Source organism: Bacillus sp. FSL K6-2944, assembly GCF_038005385.1.
Taxonomy (GTDB): domain Bacteria; phylum Bacillota; class Bacilli; order Bacillales; family Bacillaceae_G; genus Bacillus_A; species Bacillus_A cereus.
Map to the genome: position 1 here is coordinate 433,000 of NZ_JBBOTE010000001.1, position 19,691 is coordinate 452,690.

Here is a 19,691-nt window from a genome sequence, read left to right on the forward strand (position 1 = left end):
CAAATAAAGGGAAACATGTACAAGTTGATTTCGTAATAATGATTTAAATGTCTAGATAAGGGGATGGAGTATGATTGAATTGGAAATTAGAGTGGAGCGTCTTCGGAAAGAACAAATAAGCGACATTGTAGCGCTATCTTCTTATATTGGTTGGGATTATAACAGAGAAGAAATTGAGACTATTTTTAACGCAGGGATTGTATACGGTGTTTGGAATGAGAAAGAGGAACTAATTGCTAGCGCAGCAATAATATTATATGGGGAGAAATTAGCATCTATCGGAATGGTGATTGTACATCCAGATTATAAGGGGAGAGGGATTGGAAAGATAATAACGGAAGCGTGCGTTAAAAGCGTATCAGCTCATACTCCAATTATGCTTATTGCTACGGATGAAGGGAAACCTTTATATGAAAAGTTAGGATTTAGGGCAGTAAGTTATGTTTCTAAATACATATGTAACTCATACAATGCGAAACATTATTGTGTAAGAAATGAAGATTATGTGATGAATTATGAAGAGGGTGATTTAGAAAAAATAATAAAAATAGATGAATATGCGTTTGGAACAAATAGAAAAGAGTTTTTAAAGAAAAGAATTATGCAAAGTGAACAGTGTATCGTTGTAAAGGACAAGGAACAAAATGTATTAGGTTACGGTTTAAGCATACAAACACCAGAAAATAAGATAATAGGGCCGGTTGTTGCTAAAAATGATGAGATGGCAATGAGAATTGTACATGATTTAGCAAAAGGGCATAATGGTAAATTAAGAATTGATGTACTAGAAGGAAAGAAAGATTTCATGAAAGTATTAGAGATTGCTGGTTTTAAAAAGGTGAATACACCACCAATTATGATGAAAAATAGCGATCAATTATTAAAAAGGAATAATGAGTTATATAGCATTGCAGCACAAATTTTTGGGTGAAAAAGAATCCTTCTGAATGAAGGATTCTTTTTCGCTAATCACGATATTGATCATGAGTCGGCTGAAAGAGGTCTTCCTCGATATCTCTCACCATAGAAAAATGATCAACGTTATAATGACCGTGTAAAGTTTTATTGTGATGACCAATAATTTGTTCTGCAGACAATACGTTAGAATCAGTTGTTGAATGACCGTTTTTAATTAAGGTAACGTCAAATCCTTGTACAGTTGCTGCTCTAACTGCAGTGTCAATGCAATGTTCTGTTTTACATCCGCCTATAACAATATGATTAATGTTTTCTTCTTTTAAAAGTTCAAGTAAAGAAGTGCCGTAGAATGAATTGGTTGCTGCTTTATTAATAAAGATTGCAGACTGGGGTACTTGAATTTGATTATGTACTTCAAATCCTTCGCCACTACCAGAAGCAACATCGATATCTCTTACGAAAACAATAAGAGCATTTGAATCTATTGCTTTCTGCAGGGCTATATTTAGTGTAGATAATAGCTCGGTTTTACGAAAAACTTCATTTTCTTGCTCATTTCCATCAATTAATTCTTGCTGAGCGTCAATAATTAATAGTGCTTGTTTCATCGTGTCTCCCCTTTAATATGAAATAAGTTCCACTGTACATATTCCTTCAGATTGTTAGAAAATCCTCCATTGTAAGAGAAGTAGAAGATTGATTTACAAAGTTGTCAAAGAAATTTCATTCTCATAGCGTGTAAAAACATGTATGATAGGAGATGGAGAATTTTTGAGTAGGTGGGAATAACATGCAAACAGTAGAAGATTATCTTTCATTCTTACATACGAAAGGATTTAAATTATCAGAGGAAGCACAAGGGTTTATTATGTTTGGACAAGGATATACTGGTGCGTCTGATGGGATTGTGAACGCAGCAATAGAAGCCACAATTAAACATCAATTGCAGTTTGATGGTAGTTATTTCGTTGCGTTATTAGAACGATTGAAAGAGGAAGAAATTACAGATAAAAAAAGCGCTAAGGCTTTTATGCGGAAGTTACAAGCGTAACTTCACGCAGCCTGCGCTTCTTTTTTTGTTTTGGAAGGTAATTCAACAAAAATCATGCCTAGAAAAATACATAGACATCCGATAATAGCAGAAATAGAAAGTTGTTCATTTGCAACGAGAACGCCTGTTAATGCAGCAAAAACGGGCTCCATTGCGAAAATAATTGCTACTCTCGTTGGAGAAGTGTGTTTTTGTGCCGATGTTTGAATGAAAAAAGCAATAGATGTTGCAAACAGGGCAGTTAGAAAGAGTGCGAATAAAAAGGATTGATTCGTCCATAGTGATACTGAAAATAACTTTTCCCAATCTTCAAACAAGAAAGCGCAAATAGAAGAAAATATACCAACAGCTAATACTTGAGATGTGCTTAATAATAAAGGTGATATTTTTTTAGAAAAGAAGCCGTTAATAAGAATATGGGCAGCGAAAGCGACTGCACAACCAAGAACAAGTATATCTCCTATATTTAATTGGAAAGAATTAGCAGCTGTTAATAAGTACAAACCTGTTGTAGCTACAGCAATACCAAGTATGATGAAAATGGTGGCTTTTTGTTTTAAAAAGATAAATGATAAGATTGGGACCATAACAATGCTTAGCCCAGTTAAGAAACCTGCTTTTGAAGAAGTTGTATAGAGTAAGCCAAATGTTTGTAATAAATAGCCGACAAATAAGAAGAACCCAACCATTAATCCAGCTAAACTACTATGTTTTAATTCTTGTTTTGAAGTTTTCTGTGAGAAAATAATTTGAACGAATAATAAAATAATTCCAGCGAATAAAAAGCGAATACCATTAAACGTAAATGGACCAACGAAAGACATAGCGTTTTGAACGACAACAAACGTAGCTCCCCAAATAAAAGAGACAAATAATAAAGCAAGAGGAGCAATCCACTCTTTTTTCACACTCATACCCCCGTTAATTTTGTAAGATAGCTTTTCTAGCTAATTCATCAGCTACTTTATTTTGACTACTTGGAATCCACTTAATAAAAAAGAGATCGAAGTTTTTTATGTACTGCAGCGCTTCATCTAAAAGAGGTGCAAATATTTTATTTTTTGCGTATTCCTTTTCAACAGCCCGTTCGACAAGCTGGGAATCTGTACGAAAAGAGACAGTGCTATAATTATGCTCGATGCAATATTTTAATGCTAGAAGTAAAGCGCGGTATTCTGCTTCATGATTGGACATTGTTCCAAGTGGTACTGATAATTGTACAGGTGGCTGAACGCCTTTAATAAACACTCCTGCACCAGAAGGACCAGGATTTCCTTTTGATGCACCATCAATATATACTTCAATCAAAATGAGAAACCTCCAAATTATAAGATGATCCCCTACTTAAATATTTTTTTGAAGTAGGGGATAGAGTAGTTATCCGATTGTGATGCTGTAACGACATGTAAATGTTTCATTCGCTTGTAAAGATTGAATTCCCTTTTTGTCCTTGAAATCTTTTGCTGGATTTACTTCATCAGCGATGCCATACCAAGGTTCAATACATAAGAAAGGTGCGTTATCCCCTGATGTCCATACGCCAACAAATGGGAATCCATCAAATTCTACTTTTACAAATTTATTATGTTTATGAGAACGAATAGAAATTTCATCCGTATTCATATTTTCAAAAATAAGCGCATCATTTTTGAATAAATCATATGTAAGTGGCAATTCAGTCGTATTTTCAGCGATTAATTGCTTTTTGTTTGAAAGATAAGGTCCTTCTAATACGCTTGTTTCTAAGCGTTCCGAACCATTAAACGATAAGTGATAATCTGTAAATGATTCACCGTCCAATAAAGGGAAGTTGAATCCAGGATGTGCTCCGATTGAGAAGAACATCTCTTTTGAAGTAGGATTGTTTACTTCATATGTTATATGAACGCTTTGTCCATTTAGCTCATAAGAAACGAGTAATTCGAATTCGTATGGGTATTTTTTTAATGTTTCTTCATTACTAGTAACGATATAAGTGATTTTTGTTTCGCTTTGTTCTTTCACAGAGAAAGTAAGATCACGAGCGAAACCGTGTTGTGTTAATGAATATGGTTTACCGTCTACGTAGTATGTATTATCTACTAATCGACCGACAATTGGGAACAAAATTGGTGCACGGCGTCCCCAATAAGTAGAATCACCTTGCCATAAATATTCTGTGTTGTCTTCTTTTAAGCGAACGCTCTGTAATTCTGCACCTTTGTCAGAAATGGAAACGATCACTTTTTCATTTTGAATTGTTGCTGTCATGAAGTGAAACCTCCTAAATCTTTCATATGTTTCATTATACGTTGTCTAAAAGGAAAAAGGTAGTTTATGATAGGAATCTATTGACGAAAGAGGGGCTACCACGTAAAATATAATCTTGTTGCTTAAAAAACGAATAACGTGGTTCGAAACCATCCCACGTAAAAAAACTAAGGAGATTTTGTCATGAATATTAGAACTTTAGTCGGTAATGGTATTTTAGCGGCATTATATATTGCTGTTTCTATGCTTATTCAGCCATTTGGCTTTACGAATGTACAATTTCGTATTTCAGAGATGTTTAATCATCTCGTTGTATTTAACAAGAAAGCAATTTACGGAATTGTATTAGGTGTATTTTTAACGAATCTCTTTTTTTCACCTATGATCGCTTACGATTTAGTATTTGGAGTAGGGCAATCTATTCTTGCGTTAGTTGCAACGATTATTTCTATGCGATTTATTAAAGGTGTTTGGGCTCGTATGATTTTTAATACAGTTATCTTTACAATTACAATGTTTATGATTGCAATTGAACTTCATCTTGCATTGGGTTTACCATTTATGTTGTCTTGGTTAACTTGTGCAATTGGTGAATTTGTTGTCATGGCGATCGGTATGCCTGTAATGTACTGGATTAATAAGCGAGTACAATTTGAAAGATTTATGTAATAGATGAAAGAGCTATTCCTATAGGGATAGCTCTTTTTGTATGTAATCATATTGAATATAATGCTGTGACTCTAGATAAAATATAATAAAATAAAGTGAGGCTTCAATTAGCCGGATATATATAAGAAGTCTTACATAAGGGGAATGTAGTATGAAATATAAAATTCATTGGTTGTATAAAACGAAGCGTGGATTGCAGACGGAATTAACAACAGAGTATATGAACATAGAAGAAGTACTTCAATTTGCAGAGGATTTTGAGAAAACAGGAAGAGCTAAGGAACTTTTATTTTACGATGAAATGGACGCAGAATGGTCATTAAAAGAGATGAAAAAGTTAAGTAAGCAAGTAGAGGAAGAGCCCCAAGAAATACTCGTTTATTTTGATGGGGGGTATGATGTGCAAACGAAAGAAGCTGGCGTTGGTATATGTGTGTATTATAAAAAAGGAAATACAAACTACCGCATTCGCCGCAATGCATATATAGAAGGTATATATGATAATAATGAAGCGGAATATGCATCATTATTATACGGTATGAATATACTCGAGGAACTAGGGATTAAGTATGAAGCAGTTACACTTCGCGGAGACTCACAAGTGGTACTGCAGCAATTAGCCGGAGAATGGCCTTGTTATGATGAACATTTAAATCATTATTTAGACCAAATTGAGCAAAAGGCGAAGCAAATGAAATTAAAACTTATATGTGAGCCGATATCTAGAAAACAAAATAAAGAAGCACATCAATTAGCTACGCAAGCATTAGAAGGAACAAGTATTGATAGTCATAAAGAAATAACCGAATAGAGAGGTGCAAAGGTGGATAAAAAGCAACTCATTACAGAGGTAAATGACTTATTAGAAACGTATTGTGAAGGATGTTTTTTGCGAGAACATAATCGAAAGACAAATAGTAAGTATTACGCTCATTCATTTTGTATAAGGCAATGTACAGTGGGAGAAACATTGAAAAAGTATGGGGAACAGTTGTCATGAAAAAACATCCAGAGAAAATTCTCTGGATGTTTTTTAGTGTCTTGCTTCGTTTAGTTGATGCTCACATTTATTTAATTTTTTTTCCTCATTCATTAAAAATGGCTCATCTAAATCAGTTGCAACAGATTTCATAATTTCAAGCTGAGAGCGAGCTGCTTCTACAGCAGTAGTAGCATGTTCTAATGTATCTGGATCCATTGAAATTGTTGCTGATCCTACCATTTTTTGTGCTGTTTCTACACGGAATTTCACTTCTTCAAAATCATTTACTTCTGATCCCATTAATAATTCCTCCTTTGTATAGTGCGCATTTCACATAGTTTTTGCTCTGTAAAACGGAAATATACAAAGGAATAACAAAGGAGGTTACCAAGTAAGGTAACCTCCTGTTATATGTTGGATTAAAGTTTTACTACGTTAGCAGCTTGAGGTCCGCGGTTACCTTCAGTAATGTCGAAAGATACTTCTTGACCTTCTTCTAAAGCTTTGTAGCCGTCGCCTTGAATAGCAGAGAAATGTACGAATACATCGTCAGCGCCTTCCATTTCGATAAATCCAAAACCTTTTTCGTTGTTAAACCATTTTACTTTTCCTTGCATGTTACAATTCCTCCTAAAAGCGTTTACTATTTTCATTTAGTGAAATTCATTTAAAAAAAATAATATAAACTAAAAATGCTATATTCTTGAATATTCTGCTAAATGATTAATTTAAATATACACGAATTGGGAGAATTTAGTCAAGTAAGCGATTTTATTTTTTTGTATTTTTAAATAATTTTTCAGTCAAATTTTTAAATAGGTATAGGACAGGCTGAGTATATAATATTCTTAATTGAATGCTATACATAATGAGGTGAAAGAATGAATAAGTCTTACTTATTAGATAATGAAGGAATGAGAACGAGAACCGACATACCGGATTGGGTTGCAAAAGAATTTGAGATTTTTTCAAATGTTGTGTTAGAACCAACTTTTCCATGTTATTTCGGTTTAACAGCTTTGAAAAAGAATGAACTTCGTTATTCATTTCTTTCTCATAATGATTGGAGTCATTTACCACATACAATGTTATCTTTTTTAGAGTTAATGAAAGAGAGGCCGATTGTAAGAAGGGGCTTTTTCCTTTTTGTAGAACCGGAATGTGAAGAACAGCCACTCGAATATTACCGTGATTCCTTTTGGAAAGTGTTACAGTATTTACATGAAAACGATAATCAAGCATGGCCAAAGCAAATTCCTGAAGATCCAGACCATTATTTATGGGAATTTTCATTTGGTGGTGAGCCAATATTCGCATTTGGAAATGCGCCAGCTTATAAACAACGAAAAACTAGACATTTAGGGAATTCTCTCGTTATTGGGTTTCAGCCACGCACTATTTTTGATGGATTAGAGGGAGATCGTCCTAAAGGAGCATATTCAAGACAAATGGTTCGTGAGCGAGTTGAAAAGTGGGATCAATTGCCGAAACATCCTAATATTAGTCATTATGGTGACCCAGAGCATCGTGAATGGAAACAATATTTCATAGGAGACGATGTAGAGCCAATAAAAGGGAAATGTCCTTTTCTTCATAGGATAGAAAAGTAAGAGCCATCACCTAGATGGCTCTTTTGTATATTTTGGATAAAAAAGGGTATTTTATTATGAAAGCTAGTCTATTTTTTCAAATTACATCATTAACTAGTAGTAAAGAGAGTAGAAAGGATAGAGCGATGTTTGGAGCAATTATACAGCAAATCGTATTAGGTATATCATTAGCTGCGCCAGTAGGGCCGATTAATATTGAAATGTTAAAACGAGGAATTGAACGTGGGTTTTGGCACGCTTGGGTTGTTGGAATTGGTGGAATGACTGCAGATGTTTTATTTATGCTTCTCATTTATTTCGGTTTATCTTCTGTGTTTATGTATACATATGTACAAGCCTTCATGTATTGCACGGGTTTTTTCTTGTTATTTTATTTAGGATTTCAAAGTGTAAAACAAGGAATTTTCGACTCGAATATGGAATATAAAAAAGAAGAGGTAGGTGGCCTTAAGCAATCGTTTATGGCAGGATTTTTAATTGCGATATCCAATCCATTAAATCTTGTTTTTTGGTTTGGTATATACGGAAGTACACTTAGCTCATTACTTACGAAGGTAACGAAACAAGAAGCTTTTTTGTACAGTCTTTGCATTATTGTTGGTATTATTTTATGGAATTTAAATATTGCTTTTTCTGTACATTTTGGAAGAACTTTATTAAAACCAAAAGCGCTTGGCTACATAACAGCCGGAGCAGGTATTATTTTAGTAGGTTACTCTATACATTTTGCATACAAAGCTTTACAGTTGTTCACATAAGATTGAAGGGGAGATTTTTATGTATCGAACCACTATTGACGGAAAAGAAATTATAATTACGTTAGCGCCAAAAATCCGAAAAGAAATTACTGATAGAAATCCACTATATGAAGCGGTATTTCATAATGCTGCAAGATTGTTACAAACAAAGCAACCGACGTTTGCAGTAAATCATGAAATATTTGGGCTCATTATTGGAGAAGTGCAAAGAGGAGAAGTAACAGTGTTTGCAGTGGAACATATTATTCCGAAGCAAAATATATTTGGACCAAACAATTTTTTCTCGACAATAGAACAGCAGGCAAATTTGTAAAGTGAATAGAATAAGAATAGAAAAGAAATAGTCGTAACAATATGTTGCGGCTGTTTTTTTGGAAAAGGGGGAAACAAGATGAAGAAAGTGGGAAAAGAGTTCTTTTTACAACATGATATCGTTATTATGTATAGCATTCTATTTGTTTTCATTATTATTTTAAAAATGCAATTTTTTACGTGGTTTGGCATGTTAGCATGTATGTTTGGGATTGTTTTCTATACACTTAATGAATATATGACACATCGTTTTTTATTCCATATAAAGCCACCTAAAAACACATTTCTATTAAAAATGTTAAGAAGGTTGCATTATGATCACCACGTATATCCAGATGATTTAAAACTTTTGTTTTTACCTGTATGGTTTAGTATACCTAGTTTTACTATATATTTACTTATAGCATATGGTATTACAAAAAGTGTTACTATTACACTTTCATTTGGAATCGGAATGATTATTATGCTGCTTGTTTACGAATGGAAACATTATATTGCTCATAGACCGATTCGTCCCGTCACTAAGTTTGGAAGATGGCTAAAAAAACAACATATATTACACCATTATAAAAATGAAAAGTTTTGGTTTGGTGTTTCAAATCCAGTATTCGATTTTATATTTGGAACACTGAAAGACGGAAAAGATGTTGAGCTAAGCGAAACGGCTCGTAATTTAGAAAAGGAAAAAAAGACAAAAGTAGTGCGTTAAGCACTGCTTTTGTCTTAATGAGGATAAATAAGTAAAGTGTCACTTTATTTTGAAAAAGTATATTAAAAATTTAGGGAAAATTGCCGAAAAATGTCTATCAAAAAATCTTTGCATGAATGCATGGATTGTCTAAAATGAATATAAGTTTCTGAATATTTATAAAATTTAGTCTTTAGGTATACAAGGGGGAAGTGTATTTCAAGTAAGAGAGGGGATCGGTTAATGAAACGAGACGATACGTCAGCACGTAAGTTGCAAAATGAGGTGAATTATACAGAGGTCGTTCAGTCGGAAGAATTTCAATTGTTATTAAATACGAAAAAGAAGTTTATCATTCCAATGAGTATTTTCTTTTTTAGTTTTTTTATCGCATTACCTATTCTAACATCGTATTCAAAGGTGCTTAATACACCTGCATTTGGAGACGTTACATGGGCGTGGGTATTTGCTTTTTCCCAATTTATCATGACATGGGCACTATGTATGATTTATAGCAAAAAAGCAGAATCATTTGATGAAATCTCCCGAAAAATTCTACAAGATATGCAAAAAGGGAGGGGCTGAACTTGAATACTACTGCATTTGCACTATTTTTAATTATTGTTCTTGGTACGCTCGTCATAACCTATTTTGCATCGAAAAAAACGAAAAATGCGAGTGAATTTTATACGGCTGGAGGGGGATTAACTGGTTGGCAAAATGGTCTGGCCATTGCTGGAGATTACATGTCTGCTGCTTCATTTCTCGGTATAGCTGGAGCAATCGCATTAACTGGGTTTGATGGATTCTTTTATAGTATCGGTTTTTTAGTTGCTTATCTAGTTGTACTATATCTTGTTGCAGAACCGCTTAGAAATTTAGGAAAGTACACTTTGGCGGATATGATTGCAGCACGCTTTGATGCGAAAAAAGTTCGCGGAGTTGCAGCTCTTAATACGATGACGATTTCTATCTTTTATATGATTGCACAATTAGTTGGCGCGGGTGCACTTATTAAATTATTATTAGGGATTGAATATACGACATCTGTATTAATCGTTGGAACACTTATGACGGTGTATGTTATTTTTGGAGGTATGACAGCAACGAGCTGGGTACAAATCGTAAAGGCTGTATTACTTATGGCTGGTACGTTTATTATTTCTGTTATCGTTTTCGCAAAATTCAACTTCAGCGTGACTGAAATGTTCGCTCAAATGAAAACAGCTACACCTTTAAAAGATTCATTTTTAAATCCAGGTGTAAAGTATAAGGATGGTCTTGATACACTTTCTTTAAATTTAGGACTAGTACTTGGTACAGCTGGATTACCACATATACTTGTCCGCTTTTTTACAGTACGTGATGCAAAAACTGCACGTCAATCTGTCGTATATGCGACGTGGTTAATTGGTGCATTTTATATTATGACGATTTTCTTAGGATTTGGTGCGGCAGCGTTTGTAGGAAATGAAGCGATTATTAAAGCAAACCCAGCTGGTAATATGGCGGCACCTTTATTAGCCAAAGCGTTAGGTGGAGACTTCTTATTTGCTTTCGTATCAGCAATTGCTTTTGCAACGATTTTGGCTGTAGTGGCAGGTCTTGTATTAACAGCAGCATCAGCATTCGCTCATGATTTTTATAATGAAATCATTCGTAAAGGAAAATCAACGGAAAAAGAGCAAGTATCCATGGCTCGTTATGCATCTATTGGAGTAGCGATACTATCTATCATACTTGCATTATTTGCCCAAACATTAAACGTAGCATTTTTAGTATCATTAGCATTTGCAGTTGCAGCGAGTGCAAATCTACCAGTAATTTTATTTACAATATATTGGAAGCGTTTTAATACAACGGGTGCTATTTCGGGTATGATTGTAGGTCTCGTATCAGCAATTGTTCTCGTAGCGTTGAGTCCGAATGTTTGGAACCCTGTAGCTGGAAAAGCTATTTTTGTTGGGGAAGCGTTATTCCCATATACGACACCAGGAATTATTTCAATTCCACTCGGATTTCTTGCAGCATATTTAGGAACGGTTTTATCTAGTAAGAAAGAAGATGAAGCGAAATTTGATGAAATTCTAGTGAAATCTAATACTGGTCATGGCATTAGCGATGCGTCTTCACATTAAATAAAAGAGGAGCTTTTCGATAGATAAGAAAAGCTCTTTTTTCTTTTGTCATTTTCTTGTAAATATTACTGATTTGTAAGTAGGATTTGTCTTAATTTTGTGGAATGAAAATAGCAGGGAGAAATTTAAGTCATCATGGCACCAGCGCAGCTTTTGTGAAAAATAAGTTGTTATGGAAGGTGGAAGTAATGATGAAAACGAAGCAAACTGATGAATTATTAGCAAAAGATGAGCAATATGTTTGGCACGGAATGCGTCCCTTTAGTCCAAATAGTACAATGGTAGGGGCAAAAGCTGAAGGGTGCTGGGTTGAAGATATACAAGGAAAAAGATATTTAGATGGTATGAGTGGCCTTTGGTGTGTCAATAGTGGATATGGAAGAAAAGAGCTCGCAGAAGCGGCTTATAAGCAATTACAAACATTATCATACTTTCCAATGTCACAATCCCATGAGCCAGCTATAAAGCTTGCTGAAAAGTTAAATGAGTGGCTTGGGGGAGAGTATGTTATTTTCTTCTCAAATAGTGGTTCAGAAGCGAACGAAACAGCTTTTAAAATAGCAAGGCAATACTATGCTCAAAAAGGTGAACCACATCGTTATAAATTTATGTCACGTTACCGTGGGTATCACGGGAATACAATGGCGACAATGGCAGCGACGGGACAAGCGCAGCGTAGATATCAGTATGAGCCGTTTGCTTCAGGTTTTTTACACGTAACACCACCGGATTGTTACCGTATGCCTGAAATTGAAGGGCAGCATATTTATGATGTAGAATGTGTGAAAGAAGTCGATCGTGTTATGACGTGGGAATTAAGTGAAACAATTGCCGCTTTTATTATGGAACCAATTATTACAGGCGGGGGCATATTAATGCCACCACAAGACTATATGAAAGCTATTCATGAGACGTGTCAAAAACACGGTGCCTTGCTTATTAGTGATGAAGTAATTTGCGGTTTCGGTCGTACAGGAAAAGCATTTGGGTTTATGAATTATGATGTGAAGCCAGATATTATTACAATGGCAAAGGGCATTACGAGCGCATATTTACCATTATCTGCAACAGCTGTGAAAAAAGAAATATATGAGGCTTTTAAAGGTAAAGGAGAATATGAATTTTTCCGCCACATTAATACATTTGGTGGAAATCCAGCAGCTTGTGCATTAGCACTTAAAAACTTAGAGATTATGGAAAATGAAAATTTAATCGAGCGATCTGCGCAAATGGGTTCCCTTTTATTAGAGCAACTAAAAGATGAAATTGGGGAACATCCGCTTGTTGGGAATATTAGAGGAAAAGGTCTATTAGTTGGAATTGAATTAGTAAATGATAAAGAGACGAAAGAGCCAATTGATAACGACAAAATTGCAAGTGTTGTAAATGCTTGTAAAGAAAAGGGCTTAATTATAGGACGAAACGGTATGACAACAGCAGGATATAATAACGTTTTAACATTAGCGCCGCCTCTTGTTATTTCAAGTGAAGAGATTGCTTTCGTTGTTGGAACGTTGAAGACAGCGATGGAGCGTATTTAATAAATAGAGAGAGGAGCGAGCTGTAATATAAGGCTCGCTCTTGTTTAGTAGGAGGGGACTTTTAATGGAGAAATATGATCCTAACAAACATTATCACATCGGATATTATGAAGACGGATATGATTTAGAGGTGACGGCGTACAAAAGAATAAATGAACCAGTTTGGGATGCTTATATTCCGCACTATGAGGCAGACGATTTTTATAAGAAAGTGGAGGAAATGAAATTGGGTGAATATATAGATGATTATGGTATTAAGGTGTATTCATTTAGTAATGATATTAATGATGATGAAGCACGAATTATTTTTGGAAAATGGTTAAAAAAGAACGGGATTGTTTAAAGATAAAACAAAAAGGAGATTGCTATCTTATAAAATAGCAATCTCCTTTTATTATAGTAAATTTATTTACTTGCTTTCATTGCTTTATCTTTTGCACCAAAAGTGTATTTTAACATTGGTGGTGTAATCATTGTAGTTAAAATAACGACAATAACGATTGCTGTAAAGTAATCTTGTGCCAATAGACCTGAAGAAAGTCCTGTTCCTGCGATGATAAGTGCAACTTCACCACGAGAAACCATTCCAGCACCGATAATTGCAGAAGACTTAGCGTCAAATCCAGTCATTCGTGCACCGAATCCACAGCCGATTAATTTCGTTAATACAGCGATAACAGTTAATGCTAAGATGAACCAAATTTGATTGCCGATACCGTCAAATGTAATATTCATACCGATACTAACGAAGAATACGGGAACGAACATAGCGTAAGCAATTGGTTCTACTTTCTTTTCTACTTCATGTTTGTAGTTTGTTTGAGAAATTGCAATACCAGCAGCGAAAGCACCGATAATACCAGCAATTCCTAATAATTCGCCGAAATATGCGAATGAGAAACAGATGATAAGAGCCGCGCTCACGATAGACTCAGATACGCGCAGTGGTGATAACCAGCGCATAATCGCAGGAACACCTTTCCATCCGATTAAAATAATAGAAGCGAAGAATACTACTTTCTTCAAGATAACCATTGTTAAGTTAACATCATCAGTACCTAAGAAGCTCATTGCAAATGCTAATAAAATAACGACAAGAATGTCATCAAATACAGCTGCGCCCAGCATAGTTGTACTTTCACGTGTTTTCATCTTTCCTAAATCGCGAAGTGTTTGAACGGAAATACTAACACTTGTCGCACATAGAAGTAATCCTAAGAATACAGCGTTTCCTTGTTCCATTCCCATAACAAGGCCGGAAACGTAACCACCTACGAATGGAAGAATGATACCTCCGAGTGCAACTGCTAAAGAAGAATTACGATTGGCGTTTAATTCTTCTAAGTCTGTTTCAAGTCCAGCCATAAACATTAAAATAATAACCCCGACATTACTTAATTGAGTTAGAAGCTCTGAATTTTCAATCCAACCTAATACAGCTGGACCGATAACGATACCGACAATTAATTTACCTAGTACAGAAGGTTGACCTAATCTAACACTAAGATCACCAGCAAGCTTTGTACTTAATAAAATAAGTGCAATTTGAAAGAAAAATTCGAATTCCATCTGATCCTCTCCTCGTCATTTTTAATTTTATCATACGATTTCTCGGAATTTGCCTAATGAAAATATGTAAAACCCATTAAACAAAAGGGTCTGATTACAAGTTCTTTTGAACTTGTAATTTGAACCTGTAATTAATATATAATAGATTTTATAAAAAATCAATGAAAAAATGGGAGCTTTTTGAGGAAGAAGCTGTCTTATTGGGATATAAGTGTAAGAGTAGTGTGTGAATTTTATATGTATAAAATAGTATGAAGTCCTTTTCCATTACAAATAATAAATTCTACATACTATTTCACGAACTATAACTGTGAAAGGGAGGATTTATAATTTGAAGGCATTAAAAAATAACTTGTCTATTGTTGCTTTAGGTGGAGTAAATGAAATAGGAAAAAATATGTATGCTATCCAATATGAAAATGATATTGTCGTCATTGATTGTGGATCTAAATTTCCAGATGAAAGTTTATTAGGGATTGATTTAATAATTCCAGACGTCACATATTTGCAAGAAAATAAAGAAAAAATTCGCGGTTTAATAGTAACGCACGGGCATGAGGACCATATTGGCGGAATACCATATTTTTTAAAACAACTAAATGTACCAATCTATGCAACAAAGTTAACGTTAGGTTTAATTGAAATTAAATTAAAGGAACACAATCTTCAAAATGATACGGAATTAATCGTTATTCATTCAGAATCAGAAATTGATTGTGGTTCTATTAAGGCAACTTTTTTTAAAACGAACCACAGTATTCCGGATTGTCTCGGTATTGTTTTTCATACACCAGAAGGTACTGTAGTACATACAGGTGATTTTAAATTTGATTTAACACCAGTAAATAATCAACATCCTGATATTCATAAAATGGCTAAAATAGGAAGTGAAGGTGTACTAGCTTTATTATCTGAAAGCACAAATGCAGAACGTCCAGGTTTTACTCCATCAGAAAGGTCAGTAGGAGAACGGATAGAGGAAATATTTATGAAAGCAAATAGAAAAGTAATTATTTCTACGTTTGCTTCTAATGTGAATCGTGTTCAGCAAATAGTTGAAGCATGTATAAAAACAAATCGAAAACTAGCTTTGCTAGGGAGAAGTATGGTAAATGTAGTAGAGGTTGCTCTAGAGAAAGGTTATTTACATATTCCAGAAGGTATGTTGATTGAAGCAAATGAGGTAAATCGTTTAGATCCAAAGCAGGTTGCAATACTTTGTACAGGAAGTCAAGGAGAACCAATGGCAGCTTTAGCGCGTTTAGCTAGTGGAAACTATAGACAAGTGGATATTTTACCAGAAGATACGGTTATTATAGCCGCGACCCCTATCCCAGGAAATGAACGTAACGTTTCTCGAATTATCGATAATTTATTTGCATTAGGAGCAAAGGTGATTTACGGATCAGGTAGTTCTACTGGAGTGCATGTATCCGGTCATGCATATCAAGAAGAGTTGAAGTTAATGCTTACATTAATGAAGCCAAAATATTTTATTCCAATTCATGGAGAGTTTAGAATGCTACACCACCATAGTTTGTTAGCAGAATCAATTGGTATTGAAAAGGAAAATATCTTTATTGTACGTAATGGAGATGTTGTAGATATAAGTAATGAAGTGGCAATTCAATCTAGAAGAATACAGGCAGGAAATATATATGTAGATGGATTAGGAATTGGAGATGTTGGAAATGCATTATTACGTGATCGTAAACAACTTTCAGAAGATGGAATGCTCGTTATAGTTATTACTTTTAATAAAGTGGATGGAGAAATAATTTCAGGTCCAGATATTATTTCTCGTGGATTTGTCTATGTCCGTGATTCAGAAGAATTTCTAAGAGAATTAAATAAATTAGCTGTTATTACGATTAATAATTTAAAGAAAGAGAATGTGAATAGCTGGGGTATTTTGAAAAGGGAGGTAAGAGAAGCATTAGGGAAGTATATATATACAAATACAAAACGAAAGCCGATGATTCTTCCTATAATAATAGAGGTTTAATAGTAAAAAAGAATTCTCGTATGGGAATTCTTTTTTGTTTTGAAGAGAAAATGAACATATAATGAAATAAATAGAAATGGAAGGAAATAAAAGATGTTATTAAATAAACGTTTTACAATTGGAGAAATGGCGAAAATGCATAATATCGCAGAATCTACATTAAGGTATTATGATGAAAAAGGAATTTTTCATCCGTCCATTGTGGATCCTCAAACGAATTATCGTTATTATACAATCGATCAATTTTCACTGTTAGATACGATTAAATTTTTACGCCAGTTAAATATTCCGTTAAAGGAAATTAAGAAATATATTGATGAAAGAAATCCAGCATACGCACTCAATTTACTGGAAAAACAACAAGAGATGATGCTGAAGAAACAAAGAGAAATTGAGTATGCTTTGGCGAAAATGGAGCATAGAATTCATTTAATTAAGAAAGCAACAAAAGCAAAAGCTGAACAAATGGTAATTAAAGAGATTCCGCAGCGAAAAATTACAGCAATTGCGGTTGCTCCAAATACGACGGATGATATGTTTGAGTACTACATTCATTCGTTACAAAAAAATATGAGGCAAATGGATGATAGTTTATTTTCTGGAGATATTGGTGTAACTGTTGCGAAAAAAGGATTAATGCAAAATGAGTTTCAAGCATATAGCAGTGTATTTATTCTTTTGGATTATATGCCGTATGAAGTGCATACTTCAGATGAAATTAAAGAAGGTTTATATGCTTGCTCTTATCATCATGGACCGTATGAAGAAACAGATGCAACGTACAAGGAGTTACTTACATACATTGATAAAGCAGGTTACGAAGTACATGGAGATTCGATTGAGATTGGATTGATTGATTGGTCTGTAACAGAAAATCCAGAGGAGCAAGTAACAGAAATTCAAATTCCTGTAGTAAAAAAATAAGATGAACACCTTTGAATGGATTACAAATTTACATTCATTAGTATAAGTCAGTTACCTGTTTTTTTAATTCTCTCTTGACCTTCAAGTTACTTGAAGGTTTAAACTAAGAAAAGAGAGTTGAAAAAAGGAGCATATTAGAGTATGGAAGCAACAGAAAAATTAAGAGAAAAACCGATAAAAAGCTTATTTATTTCTTATTTAATACCAGCCGTTCTTGGAATGGTATTAATGCCAGTGAATATTGTAATTGACGCGGTCATGATTAGTAGAGGAGTTGGGGCGAACGGTTTAGCAGGAGTGAACGTGGCTATTCCAGCATTTTCGATTTTCTTCTCTATTTCATTATGGATCGGAATGGGCGGGGCAACGTTATACTCCATTGCATTAGGCGAAAATAAACGAGAAAGAGCAAGGTCTATTTTTACTCAATCCATGACGGTAGCAGTTGTTATCGTAGGGATTTTAGCAGCGATTTGCTTATGGAGAATAGAAGATTTAGCATACTTATTTGGTGCAAATGAAGTGATTCTACCATATGCGTTAGACTATTTACACGTATTATTAACATTTGGAATGATATACGTTTTAGAAAATATTTTAAGTACATTCATACGGAATGATGGAAATCCTAATTTAGCAATGGCTGGTCTTGTTGTAACAGCTGTATTAAATATAGTGTTTGACTATATCTTTATTTTTATCTTTGGATGGGGCGTAACAGGTGCTGCTTCAGCGACTATTCTTTCGGCAGCGATTGGTTTCCTTGTATTATTAACTCATTTCTTTAGAAAAAGTAGTATTTTAAAGTGGACGAAATTCCATTTTGAATGGGATACTGTCAAACAAATTATGGTGATTGGTTTCCCAAGTTTTACAGCAGAAAGTACGGTTGCAATCGTAACGATTGGTTTTAATATCGCATTCGTCCAATATGCAGGAGAAGTAGGAGTAGCTTCCTATGCGATGGTGAATAGTATTCATGCAATGACATTACTATTATTCTTTGGTGTTGGAGCAGCATTACAGCCAATTGCTAGTTTCCATTATGGGGCAAATTTATCAGAGAGACTTCGTGAAGGATTGAAGTTTGCTGTGAAAATTGCAGTTGTCCTCGGAGGCATTGCGATAATTGTCGGATTATTCTTCGGGAAATATATCATTGGTTTATTTGATGTTCAATCTCCAGAATTATTGGAGTTAACCTTAACAGGTATTAGCTTATTCTTTATCCAATACGTATTTTTAGGTTATAACATTGTGTATGGAGAGTATTTCCAATCAGTGCGACAAACGAAGAAATCAGTACTTATTATAATGAGCCGAGGATTACTATTTATTATTCCATTGTTATGGATTATGCCGAAATTATTTGGGATAAACGGAATTTGGCTCGTTATGCCAGTTGCAGAAGTAATGACAGCGATTATCGTATTTACGATGAATCGTATGAAACATCCTGTTCCATTAAATATGGCAGGAGAGAAAGAAGCGATATGATGAAGAAAATCCCCTTAAGCAATTAAGGGGATTTTTTTATTCCTTTAAACTAATCGCAAAAGATCCATCCGTTTCTTGAACAGAAGCAAAGGCAACGTTTTTAATATTTGTAATTCCTTTTTCCTTTAATTCTTTATATAACCATTTTTCATCTTTATGTATTAACTTTAAGTTATCATATTGAATTTGTGAATCGACGATAAGTGCAATTGGTAATCCAGCATACTTAACTTCTATGTTTAAATCTTTTGGAGTTAATGGTACAAGTTCTCTTTTTGGTAAAATACTAATAGCGCCGTTCGCTTCTAAAATAGCGTATTCAATTTCATGAACACTTGGATATCCTGCAACGCGAAGATTAGAAAGTAGTTCTGCAATGGGGTATCTACTTTTTTGTAAGTTCTCAAAAATAATATCACCATGTTTAATTAAAATGATAGGGTGTCCAAGAATAAAACGATTTAGTTTGTTGAATAGGCTTAATTTTGTAAGAAGTAAATGTAAACATGTGATAACAACCATACCGAGAAATGCTTGTAAAGCACCAGAGACGGGTATGGCCTGGAAAGCTAAATAAGATAAAAAGATTATAGCCCCAAAATCATGAGGAGTTAGTTGTGCTAACGCGGATTTACCGAGTAACTTAAGCGATAGTAAAAATAAGATAAAAAAGAACGACACGTTACATAAAAAGAGAAGCAATAGAGACACTCCTTCGTGTAAAGTTGTACTTACTATTCCCGAAAGTAATATAAATATTACCTTTCAGAGGATAAATT

General features: G+C 34.3%; 24 protein-coding genes and 1 riboswitch. Of the genes, 16 read left to right on the forward strand and 8 right to left on the reverse strand.

The features are described 5' to 3' along the window. The first annotated feature begins 70 nt into the window (after positions 1-70). Complete coding sequence (locus MHH55_RS02305) at positions 71-931, forward strand: GNAT family N-acetyltransferase (protein ID WP_074554079.1); 861 nt, start codon at positions 71-73, stop codon at positions 929-931. Between the two features lie 34 nt (positions 932-965). Here the strand turns inward: MHH55_RS02305 and MHH55_RS02310 are convergent, their stop codons facing one another. Continuing rightward, complete coding sequence (locus tag MHH55_RS02310) at positions 966-1,526, reverse strand: cysteine hydrolase family protein (protein ID WP_000806319.1); 561 nt, start codon at positions 1,524-1,526, stop codon at positions 966-968. A gap of 182 nt (positions 1,527-1,708) precedes the next feature. Here MHH55_RS02310 and MHH55_RS02315 point away from each other — a divergent pair, with 182 nt between their 5' ends. Beyond that, the gene (locus tag MHH55_RS02315) at positions 1,709-1,969 is read left to right on the forward strand and encodes a DUF6123 family protein (RefSeq protein WP_001195212.1); all 261 of its coding nucleotides are present in this window, start codon (positions 1,709-1,711) and stop codon (positions 1,967-1,969) included. A gap of 2 nt (positions 1,970-1,971) precedes the next feature. Here MHH55_RS02315 and MHH55_RS02320 read toward each other — a convergent pair whose 3' ends face one another. From MHH55_RS02320 to MHH55_RS02330, 3 genes are all read right to left on the reverse strand, one after another. Further along, positions 1,972-2,877: a DMT family transporter gene (locus MHH55_RS02320; RefSeq protein WP_130055540.1), complete on the reverse strand. Its 906-nt coding sequence runs from the start codon at positions 2,875-2,877 to the stop codon at positions 1,972-1,974. A 13-nt stretch (positions 2,878-2,890) separates the two neighbouring features. Continuing rightward, positions 2,891-3,277, reverse strand: coding sequence for a reverse transcriptase-like protein (locus MHH55_RS02325; protein ID WP_000573880.1), 387 nt, complete (start codon positions 3,275-3,277; stop codon positions 2,891-2,893). 69 nt (positions 3,278-3,346) lie between these two features. Next, the gene (locus MHH55_RS02330) at positions 3,347-4,219 is read right to left on the reverse strand and encodes an aldose 1-epimerase family protein (protein ID WP_074554083.1); all 873 of its coding nucleotides are present in this window, start codon (positions 4,217-4,219) and stop codon (positions 3,347-3,349) included. A gap of 132 nt (positions 4,220-4,351) precedes the next feature. After that, positions 4,352-4,396: riboswitch (PreQ1 riboswitch) on the forward strand. A gap of 6 nt (positions 4,397-4,402) precedes the next feature. Here MHH55_RS02330 and MHH55_RS02335 point away from each other — a divergent pair. From MHH55_RS02335 to MHH55_RS02345, 3 genes are all read left to right on the forward strand, one after another. Next, positions 4,403-4,888, forward strand: coding sequence for a QueT transporter family protein (locus MHH55_RS02335; protein WP_001026474.1), 486 nt, complete (start codon positions 4,403-4,405; stop codon positions 4,886-4,888). A gap of 151 nt (positions 4,889-5,039) precedes the next feature. Next, positions 5,040-5,699, forward strand: a complete 660-nt coding sequence (locus tag MHH55_RS02340) for a ribonuclease H family protein (protein ID WP_000875547.1) — start codon at positions 5,040-5,042, stop codon at positions 5,697-5,699. Between the two features lie 12 nt (positions 5,700-5,711). After that, on the forward strand, positions 5,712-5,888 hold the full coding sequence (locus MHH55_RS02345) for a zinc-finger domain-containing protein (RefSeq protein WP_000358801.1): 177 nt from the start codon (positions 5,712-5,714) through the stop codon (positions 5,886-5,888). 33 nt (positions 5,889-5,921) lie between these two features. Here the strand turns inward: MHH55_RS02345 and MHH55_RS02350 are convergent, their stop codons facing one another. Together MHH55_RS02350 and cspB are read right to left on the reverse strand one after the other, a co-directional pair. Next, the gene (locus MHH55_RS02350; RefSeq protein WP_000534392.1) at positions 5,922-6,170 is read right to left on the reverse strand and encodes a DUF2564 family protein; all 249 of its coding nucleotides are present in this window, start codon (positions 6,168-6,170) and stop codon (positions 5,922-5,924) included. A gap of 119 nt (positions 6,171-6,289) precedes the next feature. After that, positions 6,290-6,487 (reverse strand): cold shock-like protein CspB, encoded by a 198-nt coding sequence (gene cspB / locus MHH55_RS02355; protein WP_001161731.1) that lies wholly within the window; start codon positions 6,485-6,487, stop codon positions 6,290-6,292. A gap of 264 nt (positions 6,488-6,751) precedes the next feature. Between cspB and MHH55_RS02360 the strand changes: the two genes are divergently transcribed. The 8 genes from MHH55_RS02360 to MHH55_RS02395 all read left to right on the forward strand — a co-directional run bounded on the left by MHH55_RS02360 (position 6,752) and on the right by MHH55_RS02395 (position 13,260). Next, positions 6,752-7,480, forward strand: a complete 729-nt coding sequence (locus MHH55_RS02360) for a YqcI/YcgG family protein (RefSeq protein WP_001043767.1) — start codon at positions 6,752-6,754, stop codon at positions 7,478-7,480. 14 nt (positions 7,481-7,494) lie between these two features. Continuing rightward, positions 7,495-8,238 (forward strand): LysE family transporter, encoded by a 744-nt coding sequence (locus tag MHH55_RS02365; RefSeq protein WP_001196841.1) that lies wholly within the window; start codon positions 7,495-7,497, stop codon positions 8,236-8,238. Between the two features lie 19 nt (positions 8,239-8,257). Then, positions 8,258-8,551, forward strand: a complete 294-nt coding sequence (locus tag MHH55_RS02370) for a hypothetical protein (RefSeq protein ID WP_000286361.1) — start codon at positions 8,258-8,260, stop codon at positions 8,549-8,551. A 78-nt stretch (positions 8,552-8,629) separates the two neighbouring features. Continuing rightward, positions 8,630-9,259 carry a sterol desaturase family protein gene (locus MHH55_RS02375; RefSeq protein WP_000755401.1) on the forward strand — a complete coding sequence of 210 codons (630 nt, stop codon included), beginning with the start codon at positions 8,630-8,632 and terminating at the stop codon, positions 9,257-9,259. A 222-nt stretch (positions 9,260-9,481) separates the two neighbouring features. Further along, positions 9,482-9,823 carry a DUF485 domain-containing protein gene (locus MHH55_RS02380; protein ID WP_000817366.1) on the forward strand — a complete coding sequence of 114 codons (342 nt, stop codon included), beginning with the start codon at positions 9,482-9,484 and terminating at the stop codon, positions 9,821-9,823. Between the two features lie 2 nt (positions 9,824-9,825). Then, entirely contained in the window at positions 9,826-11,376 is a 1,551-nt protein-coding gene (locus MHH55_RS02385) for a solute symporter family protein (protein ID WP_001098240.1), read from the forward strand. A gap of 191 nt (positions 11,377-11,567) precedes the next feature. Beyond that, entirely contained in the window at positions 11,568-12,917 is a 1,350-nt protein-coding gene (locus MHH55_RS02390) for an aspartate aminotransferase family protein (protein ID WP_130055541.1), read from the forward strand. 64 nt (positions 12,918-12,981) lie between these two features. After that, positions 12,982-13,260: a DUF3986 family protein gene (locus MHH55_RS02395; protein ID WP_074554087.1), complete on the forward strand. Its 279-nt coding sequence runs from the start codon at positions 12,982-12,984 to the stop codon at positions 13,258-13,260. 62 nt (positions 13,261-13,322) lie between these two features. Here the strand turns inward: MHH55_RS02395 and MHH55_RS02400 are convergent, their stop codons facing one another. Next, the gene (locus tag MHH55_RS02400; protein WP_078186163.1) at positions 13,323-14,486 is read right to left on the reverse strand and encodes a cation:proton antiporter; all 1,164 of its coding nucleotides are present in this window, start codon (positions 14,484-14,486) and stop codon (positions 13,323-13,325) included. Positions 14,487-14,817: 331 nt separating this feature from the next. Here MHH55_RS02400 and MHH55_RS02405 point away from each other — a divergent pair, with 331 nt between their 5' ends. The 3 genes from MHH55_RS02405 to MHH55_RS02415 all read left to right on the forward strand — a co-directional run bounded on the left by MHH55_RS02405 (position 14,818) and on the right by MHH55_RS02415 (position 18,912). Continuing rightward, positions 14,818-16,491 (forward strand): ribonuclease J, encoded by a 1,674-nt coding sequence (locus tag MHH55_RS02405; protein WP_000645618.1) that lies wholly within the window; start codon positions 14,818-14,820, stop codon positions 16,489-16,491. Positions 16,492-16,584: 93 nt separating this feature from the next. After that, the gene (locus MHH55_RS02410; protein WP_000925934.1) at positions 16,585-17,415 is read left to right on the forward strand and encodes a MerR family transcriptional regulator; all 831 of its coding nucleotides are present in this window, start codon (positions 16,585-16,587) and stop codon (positions 17,413-17,415) included. Positions 17,416-17,556: 141 nt separating this feature from the next. Continuing rightward, complete coding sequence (locus tag MHH55_RS02415; RefSeq protein WP_078186162.1) at positions 17,557-18,912, forward strand: MATE family efflux transporter; 1,356 nt, start codon at positions 17,557-17,559, stop codon at positions 18,910-18,912. Between the two features lie 36 nt (positions 18,913-18,948). Here MHH55_RS02415 and MHH55_RS02420 read toward each other — a convergent pair whose 3' ends face one another. Continuing rightward, entirely contained in the window at positions 18,949-19,614 is a 666-nt protein-coding gene (locus tag MHH55_RS02420) for a DUF421 domain-containing protein (protein WP_000923924.1), read from the reverse strand. Positions 19,615-19,691 lie beyond the last annotated feature (77 nt).